This is a genomic window from Cognatundibacterium rugosum, assembly GCF_014284365.1.
Taxonomy (GTDB): domain Bacteria; phylum Pseudomonadota; class Gammaproteobacteria; order Burkholderiales; family Burkholderiaceae_D; genus Undibacterium; species Undibacterium rugosum.
In genome coordinates this window covers 68,343-86,222 of the sequence record NZ_JACOGG010000010.1, presented here as the reverse complement: position 1 = coordinate 86,222, position 17,880 = coordinate 68,343, and the positions used below count along the sequence as shown (strand labels likewise).

The window sequence follows — 17,880 nt, the reverse complement described above, 5'->3', positions numbered from 1 at the left end:
AGCCTGTTTGTATAGTCAGCTCTGTAGTCTGTTGCCCTATGCCGTTAATCCGGCATACGGCGGCGAGCTGAGTGATTTTGCACGCTTTAAAGCGGCCTCTTTGTCTTCAGATGCAACGCTATACGATAGGAATGGCCAGGTGTTACAGCGCCTGCGTGTCGATATGCAGGAGCGCAAGCTGGCCTGGGTACGGCTGGAAGATATTTCGCCAGCTGTCAGAAATGCGCTGATTGCCTCGGAAGATAAGCGTTTTTATGAGCACTCTGGCGTAGACTGGAGCGCCGTTGCCGCTTCTGCCTGGGGCAATCTGTGGAATACCCGCACCCGGGGGGCTTCCACCATCACCATGCAATTGGCTGGCTTACTGGAACAGGATTTACGCCGCAAAGCTGGCAGCCGTAGTCTGGCTCAGAAAGTGAATCAGGCCTGGGTCGCGCAAACCCTGGAACGAAACTGGAAAAAAGACCAGATACTGGAAGCCTATCTGAATCTGGTGCCATTTCGCGGTGAACTGGTTGGCATTCATGCGCTGTCTCAAGTCATGTTTCAGAAGCACCCGAGCGGCCTCGACTATATCGAAGCCGCCATCGCCGTAGCCTTGCTACGCGGACCGAATGCAACTGAAGCCAAAGTCACAGAACGCGCCTGTCAGATTTTGCGTGAACAAAAGCAACCTGGCTTATGTGCTAATCTTGAAGGCCAGGTCAGACTTGCATTTGCTCAGCTGAGTCGTGGGCTTGCGGTAGCAGGTAACTTCAGCAACGAAACGGCTGTCGCGAATCTGGCCCCCCACTTTGCACGTAAGGTCTTAAGCCTGCAACAGCGCGAATTCCGCTCCAGTTTGTCGCGTTCTTTACAGGTATATGCCAGAGACAGTCTGGTCCGACATTTGTCAGCACTGGCAGATCGCAATGTTGAGGATGGTGCGGTGTTAGTGCTCGATAATGCGACCGGAGAAATCCTGGCCTGGGTCGGCTCCAGCGGACAATTATCTGACGCCAGTCAGGTCGATGGCGTGCAGGCTTTGCGCCAGGCCGGATCGACGCTGAAACCATTTTTATACCAAATGGCGTTGGAAAACCGTTTGATTACGGCCGCTTCGGTGTTGGATGATACGCCGGTCAATCTAAGTACCAGTAATGGACTTTACATCCCGCAGAATTACGATAAGCATTTCAAGGGTCTGGTCAGTGCGCGTACCGCGTTGGCCTCTTCACTGAATATACCGGCTGTGCGCTTATTAGTGTCGCTGCAGCCGGAAGCTTTTTTTCAGCGTTTGCGTGCGTTGGGCATGGATTTGCGTGAATCAGGAAGTTACTATGGCTATAGCCTGGCATTGGGCAGTGCTGACATCAGTCTGCTGCAACTGACCAATGCCTATCGTGCGCTGGCCAATCAGGGTAGCTATACGCCGGTCAAATGGTCCGTGGCAGAGCCGGGGACGGCCCCGACACAAGTGATGCAGGCTGGTGCCAGTTACATCGTCAGCGATATCCTGAGCGACCGGGCCGCGCGCTCTGTGACGTTTGGACTGGAAAGTGCACTGTCTACGCGTGTCTGGACCGCAGTTAAAACCGGCACATCGAAGGATATGCGCGATAACTGGTGCATCGGCTATTCTGACCGCTATACGGTGGGCGTCTGGGTGGGCAATGCATCCGGTGCACCGATGTGGGATGTGTCCGGCGTGACTGGCGCGGCACCTGTCTGGCAGGACGTCATGCATTATCTGCACCGCTCGCGCCCACAGCGCATTATTGCGCCACCCAATGGCCTGGTCAGACAAACGATACGCTACGATAATGCGTTGGAAGCAGAGCGCAGCGAATGGTTTTTAGCGGGTACTGCACAAAGTCAGATACAGTTAGGTACATCACACCAGATACAGCCACACATCCTGTACCCCAAAGCAGGCATGATCGCCGCGCTGGACCCTGATATTCCGCTTGAACGCCAGCGCATACGCATCGCCGCGTATAGTGAACGTGGCATGCTGGTCTTGGATGGTAAAAAGCTGACTGCCAGCCTGAATCCGAAAAAAGAACTGAGCTACGACTGGTTCCCATTCCCGGGCCGGCATGTGTTGAGCCTGCTCGATGCAGAAGGCTATTTGCAGGATCAGATTGTGTTTGAAGTGCGTGGCGCACAAATGAAGGCGCCACGCTAAGCACTATTAGGGCCTGTTAACAATTCAATTGCGAGATGCGTTCAAGCCAAAACGTGGGCTGGCAAGGCGTGTGTCGCCGTCAGGGCTGGTGCCCCTGACAAGACACGCAACGCAGTCCAGCACGGGTTTTGGCTTGAACCCGGAGGGAAAGGGGTAAAACAGCCGCATGGCGTTGTTGCATCCCGCTGACAGTGATTACACTGCTGCGCGGGCTGCGCCTAGCCCTGCACCTGTTTTACCCCTTTCGCACACGTAATTTAAATGTTAACAGGCCCTAATGCGCACCGCCAGCATCAACCGGCGCAGAAGATTTTTTCGGTTTGGTGAGCCAGACAAAACCGATCAATACCAGGAAAATTATCGCTGCCATATAAAAGATATCGGTCGCCGCCATGGTACTGGCTTGCACGCTGATGCTACGGTCTAATACTGCATACGCAGCCTGGTCCGGCATTCCCGCTTGCTGCATGGTTTGCATGTTCTGCACAAATGCAGGTGAGGCATAACCTGTGGCTTCGGTCAGCCTGGCATGGTGTAGCGTACCGCGGTCGTCCCAGATAGTGGTCATGATGGAAGCGCCCATACCGCCACACATAATCCTGACAAAATTGGACAGTCCCGATGCCGCTGGGATTTTTTCTGCTGCCTGACCCGACAAAATGATCGAGGTCAGTGGAATAAAGAACATAGACATAGCTGCACCTTGTATCAGAGTGGGGATCAGCAAGCTCACGGTATCGACTTCGGTATTGAAGCGTGCACGCATGAAAAACACCAGTGCAAACCCGAGAAAGGCGAGCGAAGCGATACGGCGTGCATCTACCTTAGGCAGGATCTTGCCTATGATGGGTGACAAGATAATCGCGAACACGCCGACCGGCGCCATCACTTTACCTGCCTCTGTCGCGGTATAGCCAAGCTGAGTCTGCAGCCACAAAGGCATGATCACCAGACTGCCAAAAAACAGGCCGTAACCGACTGAAATCGCCAGCACGCCGGCGGAGAAATTTCTACCTTTGAACAACGAGAGATCGACCACAGGATGATCCTGACCGTTTTCCCAAACAATGAAATAGATCAGACCAACCACAGCGATCACGGTTAGCAGAATAATCTCGCCGGAATTAAACCAGTCCAGTTCCTTTCCTTTGTCCAGCATCAGCTGCAGGGCGCCTACCCAGACCACCAGCAGTGCCAGACCGACCTTATCTATCGGAATCGCGCGCGTGACAGATTCTCGTTTAGCATAGATGGACCAGGTGGCCCAGGCGGTAAAGAGTCCGACCGGAATATTGATATAAAAAATCCAGGGCCAGGAATAATTGTCTGAAATCCAGCCTCCCAGCAGCGGCCCAATAATCGGCGCGACCAGCGTGGTCATGCCCCATAGCGCAAGCGCCATCGAGCTTTTTGCAGACGGATAACTGCCCAGCAGCAGGGCCTGGGATAAGGGGATCATGGGGCCTGCTACTGCGCCTTGCAAGATGCGCGCTGCGATCAGTATTTCTATATTCGGTGCCATACCACATAGCCAGGATGACAGCACGAATAACAGAACAGATGCCATAAACAGCTTGACCTGACCGAATTGCATGGTCAGCCAGCCCGTCAAAGGCACAGAAATCGCATTCGCCACCGCGAATGAGGTAATGACCCAGGTGCCTTGTTGTGGCGATACGCCAAGGTTACCGGAGATGGCCGGAATCGAGACATTCGCAATCGACGAGTCCAGTACATTCATAAACACCGCCAGTGACAGCGCCAGCGTGCCCATGGCCAGCTGGCTGCCTTGTAAAGGCGGATGCGAAATTCGGGCAGCTGCGCTCATTACTTCGCCTTTGGGCTATGGGATGCCAGATTGGCCTGGATGATGTCAGTGATACGGCGATCGGCATCCTGCGCGCTTTGTTCGAAGACCCGGGTCTGGAATGCCGGAATACTGCGTGCAGCCGGTGCAGCATTCAATGCCTGGCCTTGTTGTTGTGAGATATCGACTTTAACCTGCATAGAAACACCTACGCGCAGAGGATGGGCCGCCAGTTCCTTCGGGTCTAATGAAATACGTACCGGGACACGTTGTACTACTTTGATCCAGTTGCCGGTTGCATTTTGTGCTGGCAGTAAGGCAAAGGCTGATCCTGTGCCGGCTGACATACCAACGACCTTGCCGTGAAATTCCACATCACTGCCATACACATCAGAATGCAGGATCACGTCCTGACCGATACGCATTTTCGCCAGTTGTACTTCTTTGAAATTGGCATCCACCCACAGGCTGTTCAAGGGCACGATAGACAGTAAAGGGCTGCCAGCGGCCACGCGCTGGCCGATCTGAACCGCACGCTTGGCGACATAACCGGAAATTGGCGCTGGTAAGCTGGTGCGGCTTTCGGCGATCATCGCTTCTTTCAGACGGGCAGCGGCACGCAGTACGTTAGGATGCTGTTCTATGCTGGTGTTTTCAGTTAATACTTTATTGGAAGCGAGCTGTTCTTTGGCAGTGATCAATGCTGCTTCGCTTTGTTTGACTGCATTGCGGGCATGTTCGATTTCTTCCGCTGACACTGCGCCGCTGTTACCGGCGGCCATGCGACGTGCTAAGTCCGATTTAGCGCGCTCCAGTTCTACGCTGCGCATATCGGCCATTGCTTGCAGGCTGTTGTTATTGGCGAAGGTCAGGCGAACTTCCCTGACGGTCTGCGCCAGTTGGGCTGCAGCCTGAGTACTGCTGACTTTCGCATCGGTATTGTCGAGTGCAATCAGGGTTTTGCCAGCGTCCACCAGATCGGTGTCATCAGCATGGATGGCAACCACGGTACCTGCGACTTGTGACGTCAGCTGTACCAGATTGCCCGCCGCATAGGCGTCTTCGGTGTGTTCGAAGTTCTTCAGCACAGTCAGCCAGTAATAGCCGTAAGCCATAGCGGCGATGAGCAGAATGATACTGATGATGATCAGGCGGGGTTTGCGTTTGGTCGGCACGGCGACTGGAGCAATAGCCGCATTCTGTGTGTTTGCTGCGTCTTTATTTGTGGTATTCATGAATTTCTGAATTAACGTTTAATTTGGCCGTTGGCTTGCGCTAACAGCGTTTATTGGAATTAGGATTTACGCAAAATTTTCCCAGCGAGGCATGGCGACGCAGGCAGTACACAGTACGCACAGTACGCACAGTACGATAAGGAACCATAATGCCGTTAGGGCGGTTTTACGTAAGTCCTATGAATTATTCGTTTGAGTCTGGCTGAATTTACTGCCGGGTTGCCGGGTAAGAGCCACCAAGTGCTTTGATCAGATTTACACGTGCATCGAGCTGGCGGGCACTGAGTTCAGCCATGTTTTTTTGCTGACTGATGAGCGCTAATTCAGCACTGATGACAGGCAGACGATTACTGGTGCCGATTTCAAAGCGCTGGCGGTTTAATGTCAGCACTTGTTGTGCAGCCTGTTGCGCCTGCTCCTGCTGCACGATCTGTAATGACGTGCTTTGCAGCGTCTGCAACTGTTCCGCAGCGTCCTTGAGGGCGTTCAGCACGGTCTGGTTGTACTGTAAAACGGCGCTGTCGGTATCTGCTACTTTGCCCGCTAATTGTGCGCGCAGCCTGCCACCTTCGAACAGTGGCAGATGGATGGCCGGACCGACGCCCATGATAGTACTGTCGGACTTGAGTAATTTATCCAGACCCAGACTGGATAAGCCCGCAAAGCCGACCAGATTGATATTCGGATAAAAACGATTTTTCGCAAGCTCCACTTCGCCGCGCATCGCCTCTATGCGCCATTTTGCCGCGATGATTTCTGGCTTGCGACTAATCAGATCGAGTGGTAATTCGGAAGGTAAATGAAAATCCACTGTGCGGGAGGTAACTGGCGTTGCGATGCTATTGGCATATTCCGGCGTTTGTCCGGCCAGTAAAGCCAGTTGCAGTTTGGTCTGTGCGATTGCTTCGCGCCAGTTCAGTACTTCCGATTGCAGGTTGGCGACGGAAACCAGATTTTGCTGCAACTCAGACCGATTATCTAAACCAGCTTTGAGGCGTTGCTGAATCAGGCTATCCCATTCTTTTCTCAGTTTGAGCTGCTGTTCCGTGAGCGTCAGTTGCCCAGCTTGTTTCTGTAACTGCACCCATTGCCGCGCAATCGCATTGGAGAGCAGCAATTTAGCGCTCTCAGTTTCAGCTTTGGCAGCCTGTTCGGTAGACAGGCCGACGCGTGACTGAGCCTGATGCTTACCCCAGAAGTCGAGTTCATAACTCAGATTGACGGTGGCCTGATTATTGGATTCAGAGCTGCCTGCCAAAGGAGGCGGCACCATACCATTCTTGGTAAAGCGCTGATAGGTACTTTCGGCGTTACCGGTCAGACTAATCTGACGGTCTGCGGCGAACTGATCCTGTAAAGCTCTGGCATTGGTAATACGCGTGGCAGCCAGTTGTATGCCAGGATTGTCCTTGAGCGCATTTTGTATCAGCTGGCTGAGCTGGCTGCCGCCCAGTTCTTCACTCCAGCTGGCATCGGGCCAGCGCACGGACTCCGTCTGGCCCGACAGGCTGACTTTGATTTCTGTTGCCTGCTCTTTAATGCCGGAAAAGTCAGCGCAAGCGGATAACAGCAATGCCGCGCTCAGGCTAGTTGCGATCAGACTGAGCCTGACCGGACTGATGTTGAAAGTTTGCTTCATAGGATAAGTGATGGTGAGATTGTTAATTGCCTGAGCAATTAATTTGATGAGTGTCTAGTTTGTCGCGATTGGCGAGTAATTTGCGCAGCAGGCATTTCAGGAACCCCAGCTCTTCCTGTGTAAAGCCAGTCAGTGCCACATCCATCACGGCACGGTAGACCGGGGGCAGTTGCACCGCGAGTTGTTTGCCTGCCTCAGTCAGTTCCAGCCGGAGCAGGCGCTTGTCAGATATATCTGCAACCCGCTCTATCCAGCCTTTATCCGCCATCTTATCCAGCGTACGTTTCATGGCAGCGGAGTCGATGAACAGATCGCGCGCCAGTTCGGCTGCGGTAGAGCATTTCTGCATATGCAACATCATGAATACGCTGCCCTGAGCGTGGGTAACGCCCAGCTGATTTAAGGCTTCGTCGATAGAGCGCGAAACCATGGTGCGTGAACGTGCCAGTAAATAGCCTACGCTATCTTCGATCTGGGTCACATCAAACTGCAAAGGAGTGGGGGTATCGTGCATATTTTCTCAAATGAAAGTCATTGCCTAGGCAATAGTATAGTCCATCTGAAAATTTTCTGCAGGGCATAAAAAAAGCACCGCGTACGGTGCTTTTTACACGGAGTGGGAAGTACTCAGAGTATTTCACTGGCGTGATCTGCCAGCCTGGAACGTTCACCCCGGGCCAGCGTGACGTGGCCGCTATGCGCCCAACCTTTGAAACGATCGACCACGTAGGTCAAGCCGCTGGAACCTTCAGTCAGATAAGGTGTATCGATCTGCGCGATATTACCGAGGCAGACGATTTTCGTACCAGGACCGGCACGCGTCACCAGCGTCTTCACCTGTTTGGGCGTCAGGTTCTGTGCTTCATCGATAATCAGGAACTTATTGACGAAGGTGCGGCCGCGCATGAAGTTAAGCGATTTGATTTTGATTTTGGAACGGATCAGATCCTGGGTCGCTGCGCGTCCCCAGTCTCCGGCATCGTTATCGGATTTATTTAATACTTCCAAATTATCGTCAAATGCACCCATCCATGGCGACATTTTCTCTTCTTCCGTGCCAGGCAAGAAGCCGATATCTTCACCCACAGGCACTGTCACGCGGGTTACGATGATCTCGTTATAGGTTTTGGTTTCCAATACCTGCGCGAGGCCAGAAGCCAATGCCAGCAAGGTTTTGCCGGTGCCTGCCTGACCCAGCAAGGTAACGAAATCACATTCCGGATCCATCAACAAATTCAATGCGAAATTCTGTTCACGGTTGCGTGAGGTGACGCCCCATACGCTGTGTTTCACATGACCATAGTCACGCAGGGTCTGCAAGACTGCAGTTTTGCCATTGATCTGTCTGACCTGACCATAAAACGAGGCTTCCCCGTTCTTAGGTTCCAGATAGACAAACTGATTGACCAGCAAGCTTGGGATCACCGGACCGGTAATGCGGTAGAAGGTGGTGCTGATACCGTTTTTGTTTTCCTGCCAGGTTTCTATACCCTTGCCATGTTTATTCCAAAAGTCGTCAGGCAGTTGCACGATACCGGTGTAGAGCAAATCGGAGTCTTCCAGCACGTGATCGTTGAAGTAATCTTCAGCAGGCAAGCCCATCGCACGCGCTTTGATGCGCATATTGATGTCTTTCGATACCAGGACGATAGGGCGGCCCGGAAATTCTTTTTCCAGTGCCTGCACCACACCCAGAATCTGATTGTCGGCTTTACCTTGAGGCAGACCGCGCGGCAGATCGACATTCTGTAATTTAGTCTGGAAGTAGAGGTGGCCGCCTGCATCTTTATTGCCAAGCTTGGATAGGGGGATGCCATGTTCGATGGCGTCATGGCTGATATCGGCCACGAGACCGTCTAAAGTACGTGATACCTGGCGTGCATTGCGTGCGACTTCAGACATGCCTTTTTTATGATCATCCAGCTCTTCCAGTGTGATCATAGGCAGGTAGACATCATGTTCCTCAAAGCGGAACAGACAAGTCGGGTCGTGCATGAGTACATTGGTATCGAGCACAAACATTTTGCTGAGGCCGGATTTATCTGCTGCGCGGCTGATGCCGGATTTCACTTTGTTTTGCGGATTTTTTGCTTTGACAGCAGACGCTGCCGGGCTTGCTTCACGTGCGCTTTGCGCAGGTGCTGCGGCTGCCGCAGACGGCACAGGGTTGGTAACAGATTTTGCTGCGACTGCTGGTTTGGCAGCTGGCTTTTTAGTGACAGCTTCGGTTTTAAATACGGTTTTTTCCTTCTCTACAGCGACTTTTGCTGTTTTGCCTGTTTTCGCCTTCTCTGCGGTCGGATAATCCTTAGGCGAGAGCAGGGCGGCTGGTTTTGTCGGCATTTTGGGCAATGGCATGAAAACCTCAATCAAAAAGTGAGATCAGAAAAAATCAAAGCCGCAGCGGCAAGCTCCTGTTGCTTCAGGGGCTTAGCCGTTGCGGCTTGAATAGATGAGAAAGCGAAGGAGTTCAATTAATTAGGGGTACTCACAAATTTAAGTACTTCATCGACGTGACCTGCAACTTTCACGCCTCTCCATTCTTTCACCAACTTACCTGTTGCGTCAATCACAAATGTGCTGCGCTCGATACCACGTACCTGTTTGCCGTACATGTTTTTGAGCTTCATCACATTAAACATGGTGCACAGTGTCTCGTCAGGATCGGAGATTAATTCAAACGGTAAGGCGAGTTTATTTTTGAAACCTTCATGCGAACGCAGGCTATCACGGCTAATACCGAATACAACTACGTTGTGCGCTTCAAATTCGGCATGCAGATCACGGAAAGCGATGCTCTCCGTGGTGCAGCCGGGGGTATTGTCTTTCGGGTAGAAATACAGCACCAGCGTTTTTCCACTGTAGTCATTCAGGTCAAAAGACTTTTGACCAGTCATGGCGGCGCTAAAGTGGGGAACCTGGCAATTGTGCGCAGAGGGGGTGTCAGCCACTGTCATCTCCTGAGTAATTGAAGGGAGACTGTTGCTGCCACCTCAGATGACAGCGACCAGATCTCCGGAACGTCCTGGTAAGCTTGCCCAAGTTAAGGGCTTAATTGGTAGTGCGTCTGCGTTCAGACCGGCATAGTAGTCAGCCATCGATATGCAACGGTATCCCAGCTGCTTCCAGCCAGTTAGCAATTGTTCGAATATGGGGGCAAGTTTTTGCCCTTCAAGCTCGGCATGCAAAGTAAATACATGATCGCGTCGATCGCGGCATAAATCCAGAATGCAGGCTGCGATGTTCGAGGTCGTGATCTCTTTACCTTTGATTTCACGTCCCAGCAATTCATCCAGTGTCGGCAAGGTAGTCGGCATCTGTATGCATTGCTGCAGCTTGCCATTCACTTGCAACCGGTAAGGACCAGCGGCCGGATCCGTCAGGCTGCCATCTTCATTGAGCATTGCTCTGCCATCAGAGGCATACTGCATGCCGAATGCATCGAGTTTATCGAAAGCATAAGGATTCATTTGCCAGCCTGCCGCACCGTGAGTGTGTGGCACCATACCAAAGATAGAGCTGAAACGCGCATGCGCTGCATCCAGCTGGCGCTCGGTCCAGGCACGGTCTTTGGTTCTGACGTTATCCTGCCACACCACATGATCCCAGGTGTGAATGCCACATTCAAAACCAGCTTGCTGAACTGCGCGCATTTCGGTCACACAGGCACCGATATCGGGTGCCGGCAAAAAAACACCGTACATCAGGGTCTTGATGCCGTAATGTTCAACTACCGAAGTGCGCGACACTTTTTGGAAAAAACCGGGCCGGAAAGCGCGCCTTAAAGCCCAGCCGGTGTGATCTTTACCCAGTGAGAACAGAAAGGTCGCGCCGGCCTGATGCTGGCTCAGCAGACGTACCAGATTCGGTACGCCTTCTTTAGTGCCGCGATAGGTATCTACATCAATTTTAAGGACGATACTAGGCATGCGTTGCGACATCAGTCCATCAATGCGCGGGCTTCCGCAACCTGGGAACGGTATGCGTCAAAAATATTACGCATGGTGTCCTGCATGGTTGTCACAGGCTTCCAGCCCAGTTCTTCGCAAGTATTGGTGATTTTCGGCACGCGGTTTTGCACGTCCTGATAGCCTTTGCCATAGTAAGCAGCCGATGTGGTTTCGGTCAGTTGTACTTTCTTCGCGGTTTCAGCGTATTCAGGATATTCCGCAGCCAGATCCAGCATCATGTGCGCCAGTTCACGGATCGAGTAGTTGTTTGTCGGATTGCCGATGTTATAGATCTTGCCGCTGGCAACACCGTCTTTGTTATCGATGATACGCATCAGCGCATCAATACCGTCGTCGATGTAAGTGAACGCACGTTTTTGCGCGCCGCCATCCACCAGGGAGATATTCTCGCCACGTACGATATGACCAAAGAATTGTGTCACTACGCGTGAGCTGCCTTCTTTTGGCGTATGAATATTATCCAGGCCGGCACCGATCCAGTTGAAAGGACGGAACAGGGTGAAGTTCAGACCTTCCATGCCGTAGCCCCAGATCACGCGATCCATCAGCTGTTTAGCGCAAGAGTAAATCCAGCGTGGCTTGTTGATCGGGCCGCAGATCAATTCAGACTCTTCCGGATCAAACTCTTCATCGTGGCACATGCCATACACTTCGGACGTCGACGGGAACACCAGGTGCTTACCGTATTTAGCTGCCGAACGTACGATAGGCAGATTGGCTTCAAAGTCCAGTTCAAACACGCGCAAAGGCTGTTTGACGTAAGTGGAAGGGGTTGCGATCGCTACCAAAGGCAAAATGACGTCGCATTTTTTAACGTGATATTCCACCCATTCTTTATTGATGGTGATGTCACCTTCAAAAAAGTGCATACGTGGGTGATTGATCAAGTCGCCCAGACGTTCGGTCTGCATATCCATGCCGTAGACTTCCCAGTCTGTCGTTTCGAGGATGCGCTTGGACAGATGGTGACCGATAAAACCGTTCACACCGAGAATGAGGACTTTTTTCATAATGGTTTCTTCTTTAAAAAGGATGATTGCTATGTTTTTTATATTGCCGTTTCAGCGAGCCAAATGCTTTACGCAGTCAGATGCTTAAGCCAGCATGTCACGCAATTCTTGCGCTGTAACGGCACGTGGACCACTCAGCAATTCTAATATTTTCACTGCACGGCCATCGCCGCACACGCCAAATATCATATTATCTAACACATGTAAGCCAATCGCCAAATTTCCGACTTCCCGGTCAGTTAATCTTGCTTTTCCAATCACGAAACGATGTCCGTTCTGATCAAAAAAGGCACCAGGGTAGGGCGGAGCGACAGCACGATGCAGATTGTAGACCTGTTGCGCTGACGCAGACCAGTCTATACGACCGTCTTCAGGTTTGCGACCGCCAAAATAACTGCCCTGTTCCAGCTGGTTGGGTAAGGGGTGAACTTGCCCACTCAGCAAACCTGGTAATGCCTGCCACAAAGTCTGTTCCGCTGCGACGGTCAGCTTGCCAAATACTTCGTAAGCGGTATCGTCTGGCAGGATAGGCACTGCAACTTGCGCGATAATCGCACCCGCATCTGGTTTGGCCGCCATTTCATGCAGGGTCGCACCGGTTTCTGTTTCACCATGCAGTACCGCCCAGTTAACCGGTACCCGTCCACGATATTTAGGCAGTAGTGAACCATGCAGGTTGTACGCGCCGCGTTTAGCGAGTGTGAGCAAATTCACTGGCAGCATGTGACGGTAGTAAAAGCTGAAAATAAAGTCGGGCGCGATCGCCGCGACTTGTGCATACAAATCCTCAGACTTGGGGTCTGCTGGCGTGATACTGGGTATGCCATGCTCCGCACAGAGCGCAGCGACTGACTCAAACCAGATGGTTTCAGCCGGGTTATCTTCGTGGGTGACCACTAAAGCGATATCTATGCCTTTGGCGAGCAGGGTCTGAATGCTGCGTACCCCAACATTGTGGTAAGCAAAGACAACGGCTTTTGCGTTTGTAGTCGTCAATTCAGTTTCCTTCTTTTTGATTCAGCGCGTTATCTTGCAGAATAGTCTGCACCACATAACGTGGACGACCTCTGACTTGTTGGTATATCCGGCCTACATACTCACCGAGCAAACCAATGCCGAACAGGATCACGCCCATCAGGAAAAATGCGATTGCAAATAAAGTGAACAGACCTTCAGCCTCAGCACCAAAGACAAAGCGCCGTATCAGCAATAAACCAACCAGTCCGCCGGACAACAGCGACAGCATCATACCCAGCATGGAGAACCATTGCAAAGGCATAATGGAAAAGCCAGTCATGAGATCAAAATTAAGCCGTATCAAACTGTACAGCGAGTATTTTGATTCACCGGCGGCACGCTCCTCATGCTCCACTGTGATTTCTGTCGGTTTCCGGGCGAACGTATAGGCAAGCGCCGGCACAAAGGTATTCACTTCACTGCACTGATTAATCAGGTCGATCACATTGCGGCCATAAGCGCGCAGCATATTTCCCTGATCGGTAATTTTGATGCGGGTGATTTTTTCGCGCAGACGATTCATCACTTTCGATGCATAGGTGCGCCAGGCAGAGTCCTGACGTTTGCGGCGGATAGAGCCGACATAGTCATACCCTTCGCGCATTTTGTCGACCAGCGCACCGATTTCTTCCGGCGGATTTTGCAAGTCGGCATCGAGAGTTACCACGATCTCGCCACGGGTGGCTTCAAAACCAGCCAGAATGGCCATGTGCTGACCGTAATTCCCATTAAACAGCACCACCCGCGTCACATCCGGGCGGGTGCGGAACTGATCCGCCAGAATTAAGGCGGTATTGTCGCGGCTGCCATCATTGACAAAGATGATCTCGTAGCTCACGCCACGTGTCGCCAGCTGATCCAGTGCAGGATACAGACGGGCGAACAGGTGGGCGAGGCCAGCCTCTTCGTTATAAACAGGAATAACAACGGAAAGTTCAGGTTTCATCGTGGTCGTCAACATAGGGCAAATTCAAAGAAGGCAGGATTTTACCGCAGACACCACTCTTTCGACATCTGCATTTGTCATCGATGGGAATAAAGGCAGCGTCACGATCTGTTTGCCGACCCGCTCCGCGATAGGGAACATGCCTTCTTTGAAGCCGCGTTCACGGTAAAGGGTGAATAAATGGATGGCGCGGTAGTGGTAACCCAGACCGATTTTCACATCCAACATTTTCTGCATGAAGTCGCCACGGTTCACGTTTTCAGGCAGCACCACATGGAACATATGCCAGTTAGAATTTTCAAAGTCAGCCACAGGCAACTCTGCACCGCTCAGGGCTTCAAAGTCAGCGCCAAAGGTGTCAAAATAATGCTGGGCCAGCGCTTTGCGCTTGCCATTGAATTCTTCCAGGCGTTTTAATTGTCCAAGACCGATTGCCGCCGCCATATCGGTCATATTGTATTTACCACCCAGCACATCCACATCAATGCCATCCAGTCCTTGACGTGATACACCTTGCAGACGGTATTTTTCTGCCAGTCTGGCTTCTTCCGCATTATTCAATACCAGGCAGCCACCTTCGCCGGTCATGATATTTTTATTGACCTGGAAACTGAACGAAGCAAAATCTCCGAAAGAACCGATACGTTTGCCTTTCCAGGTTGATCCTATCGCCTGCGCAGCATCTTCAATCACACGCAGCTTGTATCTTTCAGCAATCGCATACAAGTGATCCATGTCACAAGGCAGGCCGCACATATGCACAGGAATCACTGCCTTGGTTCTTGGTGTGATTGCTGCTTCCAGCTTATTGAGGTCGATATTATGTGTTTTCGGATCGATGTCCGCGAATACCGGCGTCGCGCCAACTTCGATAATCACATTCGCGGTCGCGACCCAGGAGTTCGGCGTCGTAATAACTTCGTCGCCCGGACCTATGCCTGCGATACGCAAGGCGATTTCCATGGTGCAGGTGCCTGAATTAAAGGTGCGGACCGGACGGCCACCGAACAACTCAGACAGCTTAGCTTCCAGTTCCTGCACTTTAGGGCCGCTGGTCAGCCAGCCTGAACGCATCACATCGGCCACGGCGGCGATCATGTCTTCGTCAATAGTCGGCTTGGTAAAAGGCAGAAAAGCCAGTTCATTACTCATGATTTTCCTTTCAGGTCTGCGCAGGCGCAGGATTTTTTATTGTTTGATGGGTAGTATTTTCTTGGCGCTTCCTGGGATCAGCTTTTCACCAGCAGTGCAACGCCAATGATGATGATGCCGATCGCGAGCATACGCTGCAGCGACATTACCTCCCCCAGGAAATACCAGGCACCGATGGCATTGACGATATAGCCTATAGAGAGTAAAGGGTAGGCGATCGTCACATCGACGCGTGATAAGCCGATAATCCACACCACTACAGAAATAACGTAGCAACTCAGGCCGCCTATGATGGGCAGCTGAGTCGCCAGCTGTAAGCCGGTAGATAACCAGTTCTCTGCATTCAGATGGATGGCACCCACCGCATTGGTGCCTTTTTTAAGTAATAACTGAGCGACTGCATTGAGCATGATGCCGGTCAGGATGAAGCCGAAAGTTTGGATATTCATTATTTATAAATTGATTAATATAGAGTCTTATCTGGCGGCAGGAACTGCCACGATAATACGTTTGGGGTCCTGGCCGATGATACGCATTTCCAGGCCTGTTTTTTTCAAATCGTCATAAACATCGTCACGCATGATGGCGACCGCATGTTCGCCCGCCAACTGATGAGCCTGCCATTTCGCGACAAAATCCTCACGCTTTGGTATCCATAATTCAGGTTGCTGTTGTAAACCGAATTGCATCTCGTCCGGGAATTCAACTAATATCACCGTGCGTTGCAAATAGAAGGGCAAGGCTTGTTCATAGCGACCGACCGCATAAATCGGCGTCGTGGCACTGACTAATTCTTTTTGTATCGCCGGGATGTGGGTGCTGCCCGCGATATAGCGGCCCCAAGGCTCGTGACCAAGGAAGGCGATCTGACTGAGCAGATAGCCGGAAGTCGCCAGCACGATAATGGCCCAGTCTTTACCGTTACCTGGCTTGCGTGCCAACAGCCAGCTTACAGCACCGCCCAGCAAGGCCAGCGCTGCGACCACATACAGCCAGTTGGCATAAGCAGCACTTAAAGCCTGTTCCAGCGCCGGTTTATTTTTACTGATGTCGATGGCTTTGCCTACGCCCAGCAATCCGCCCAGCCCTAACAACACCATTAAGATTGCCGCTACTTGCAGGCTGCGGCTGCCACTTTGCTCAAGCTGCACTGCTATCAGCATGGCGAGAGCAGGGAAGATAGGCAGAATGTAGCCCGGTAATTTTGAGCCTGAAATACTGAAAAAGAAAAAGAAGAACACCGCCCAGATTAGCAGCATCAAACCAGGCTGAAAGCGTGCCGGTGTTTTTTTCATCCCGCTCAGTAAGCCCTGCACCAATACGCCTAACCACGGGATAATACCCAGTGCCAGCAAAGGGAAGAAATAATGCCAGGCACCACCGCGTTTATGTACACCGCTGGTGAAGCGTTCGAAATGCTCATGGATGAAGAAAAAGTGGGGGTGCTCGGGATTTTTTAGTGCGATCAGGATGAACCAGGGGGCTGTGATGGCGAAAAACAGCAGCAGCCCTTTGCCAAAATGCAGTCGCGTCCACAAGCGCCAGTCACGGGCAATCAGTGTGTACAGGATCAATACGGTGCCAGGCAACACAAAACCAATCAGGCCTTTAGACATGGTTGCCAAGGCCATACCAACCCAGCAAATCAGCATCGCATTTCTTTGTTCTGTCACGCTGACGCCATCACGTTGTCCCAGCAGCAGACCGCACATGGTCAGAGCCATCATGCCCGACAAACCCATGTCCAGCGAATTCACATGCCCCATGCCTGCCCAGTAAAAGCTGGAGCCCAGTACCAGCGCGGCAATCACGCCGACTCTTGGCGAATACACGCGTTTGCCGGTGAACCAGACCGCAGCCACGCCAATCAGCCCACACAGGCCAGTCCACAGGCGCGCCTGCCAGTCACCCAGGCCAAACAGTGCAAAGCTGATTGCATTCATCCAGTTTTGCAGTGGTGGCTTTTCAAAATATTTAATGCCGTTCAGGCGCAGTGTGATCCAATCTCCGCTGGCCAGCATCTCCCGTCCCATTTCGGCATAACGTCCTTCATCGGTAGGCACTAAAGTACGGGCGCCCAGCATATAGAACCAGATAATCAGAAAACCGATGGCTAAGGCCCACAGTGTACGCGGTGATTCCAATGGTGATTTGTGCAGCGACTTAAGCGGTGTCTGACTCATGCCTGCTCCATAATCAGCGCCAGCGCCACTTTGCGGCCTTCTGCCATCAGGATATTGTAAGTGCGGCAGGCGGCCTGACTATCCATACTCTCTACACCGATACGTTTCGCGGTGAGGGCCTGGATCAGACGCGGATGGACAAATTGTTGTTTTACACCGGTACCGAGGATGACAACATCTGGTTGCTGCGCTAATACTGGCTCAAAACTGGCTTCAGTTAATGCTGCAAAACTATTGACGGGCCAGATCATAGGTTTTATTTCCGGTAACACGATCAGGCTGTGTTGATAGACGATAGCGTTAATTTCAACACTGTCCGTTTCGTACCCGGTAATGGTCTGGTACTGTTGTGTAGGCGTTGTGTGCAGCTTCATAGTGTTGCGGTATTCCAGGCTTAGTTGACCGGTTGTTCCGGAAAGTGCGGCATTGTAACTTTTTTTCAGCCCAACGAAAGCGGCATTCATCACAGGAATTGTTTCCGCTTTCCTCATGCGCAGACTTATTACAAACAGGCATGGTGAGTGTTGAGACGAAAAGCAAACGATTTCCTGGGTAATTTAGGCATAAGCTTATAAGCATTTGGAATTAAATTCGGTGAAAATGCAATTTAAGTTTATCTAAATGCAGAAAACGAATTGATTTAAGTGCTTACCTTGGGCAAAATGCATCGTTCGGCAGTGCAGCAAATTCGCTTCATCTTGACGAACCAATCCCTGGGTTGTGTCGTGTACCAAGCTTGTGTGGCGGCCTGGC

The 17,880-nt window shown here is 51.8% G+C and carries 15 protein-coding genes; 1 reads left to right on the top strand and 14 read right to left on the bottom strand.

Annotation, left to right across the window (positions count from 1 at the left end):
- Nucleotides 1-7 precede the first annotated feature (7 nt).
- Nucleotides 8-2,167, top strand: a complete 2,160-nt coding sequence (gene pbpC / locus H8K47_RS10895) for a penicillin-binding protein 1C (RefSeq protein WP_222612775.1) — start codon at nt 8-10, stop codon at nt 2,165-2,167.
- Between the two features lie 274 nt (nt 2,168-2,441).
- Here pbpC and H8K47_RS10890 read toward each other — a convergent pair whose 3' ends face one another.
- The 14 genes from H8K47_RS10890 to H8K47_RS10825 all read right to left on the bottom strand — a co-directional run bounded on the left by H8K47_RS10890 (nt 2,442) and on the right by H8K47_RS10825 (nt 17,501).
- Entirely contained in the window at nt 2,442-3,995 is a 1,554-nt protein-coding gene (locus H8K47_RS10890) for a DHA2 family efflux MFS transporter permease subunit (protein WP_186881436.1), read from the bottom strand.
- On the bottom strand, nt 3,995-5,209 hold the full coding sequence (locus H8K47_RS10885; protein WP_186881435.1) for an HlyD family secretion protein: 1,215 nt from the start codon (nt 5,207-5,209) through the stop codon (nt 3,995-3,997). Before H8K47_RS10885 ends, H8K47_RS10890 begins: the two co-directional genes overlap by 1 nt.
- Nucleotides 5,210-5,417: 208 nt before the next feature.
- On the bottom strand, nt 5,418-6,848 hold the full coding sequence (locus tag H8K47_RS10880; RefSeq protein ID WP_186881434.1) for an efflux transporter outer membrane subunit: 1,431 nt from the start codon (nt 6,846-6,848) through the stop codon (nt 5,418-5,420).
- A 22-nt stretch (nt 6,849-6,870) separates the two neighbouring features.
- Complete coding sequence (locus H8K47_RS10875) at nt 6,871-7,362, bottom strand: MarR family winged helix-turn-helix transcriptional regulator (RefSeq protein ID WP_186881433.1); 492 nt, start codon at nt 7,360-7,362, stop codon at nt 6,871-6,873.
- 113 nt (nt 7,363-7,475) lie between these two features.
- Entirely contained in the window at nt 7,476-9,206 is a 1,731-nt protein-coding gene (locus tag H8K47_RS10870; protein ID WP_186881432.1) for a PhoH family protein, read from the bottom strand.
- Between the two features lie 116 nt (nt 9,207-9,322).
- Complete coding sequence (locus H8K47_RS10865; RefSeq protein ID WP_408057893.1) at nt 9,323-9,799, bottom strand: peroxiredoxin; 477 nt, start codon at nt 9,797-9,799, stop codon at nt 9,323-9,325.
- A 42-nt stretch (nt 9,800-9,841) separates the two neighbouring features.
- Complete coding sequence (locus H8K47_RS10860) at nt 9,842-10,777, bottom strand: polysaccharide deacetylase family protein (RefSeq protein WP_186881430.1); 936 nt, start codon at nt 10,775-10,777, stop codon at nt 9,842-9,844.
- A gap of 11 nt (nt 10,778-10,788) precedes the next feature.
- Nucleotides 10,789-11,829 carry a bifunctional UDP-4-keto-pentose/UDP-xylose synthase gene (locus H8K47_RS10855; RefSeq protein WP_186881429.1) on the bottom strand — a complete coding sequence of 347 codons (1,041 nt, stop codon included), beginning with the start codon at nt 11,827-11,829 and terminating at the stop codon, nt 10,789-10,791.
- 84 nt (nt 11,830-11,913) lie between these two features.
- The gene (locus H8K47_RS10850) at nt 11,914-12,825 is read right to left on the bottom strand and encodes a formyltransferase (RefSeq protein ID WP_186881428.1); all 912 of its coding nucleotides are present in this window, start codon (nt 12,823-12,825) and stop codon (nt 11,914-11,916) included.
- Nucleotide 12,826: 1 nt separating this feature from the next.
- Nucleotides 12,827-13,792 carry a glycosyltransferase gene (locus H8K47_RS10845; RefSeq protein WP_186881427.1) on the bottom strand — a complete coding sequence of 322 codons (966 nt, stop codon included), beginning with the start codon at nt 13,790-13,792 and terminating at the stop codon, nt 12,827-12,829.
- A gap of 24 nt (nt 13,793-13,816) precedes the next feature.
- A complete protein-coding gene (locus H8K47_RS10840) occupies nt 13,817-14,944 on the bottom strand; it encodes a DegT/DnrJ/EryC1/StrS family aminotransferase (RefSeq protein ID WP_186881426.1) in 1,128 nt (375 codons plus the stop codon).
- Between the two features lie 77 nt (nt 14,945-15,021).
- Entirely contained in the window at nt 15,022-15,393 is a 372-nt protein-coding gene (locus H8K47_RS10835; protein WP_162018543.1) for an EamA family transporter, read from the bottom strand.
- A 27-nt stretch (nt 15,394-15,420) separates the two neighbouring features.
- The gene (locus H8K47_RS10830; RefSeq protein ID WP_186881425.1) at nt 15,421-17,127 is read right to left on the bottom strand and encodes a glycosyltransferase family 39 protein; all 1,707 of its coding nucleotides are present in this window, start codon (nt 17,125-17,127) and stop codon (nt 15,421-15,423) included.
- A complete protein-coding gene (locus H8K47_RS10825; RefSeq protein ID WP_186881424.1) occupies nt 17,124-17,501 on the bottom strand; it encodes an Mth938-like domain-containing protein in 378 nt (125 codons plus the stop codon). Before H8K47_RS10825 ends, H8K47_RS10830 begins: the two co-directional genes overlap by 4 nt.
- Nucleotides 17,502-17,880 lie beyond the last annotated feature (379 nt).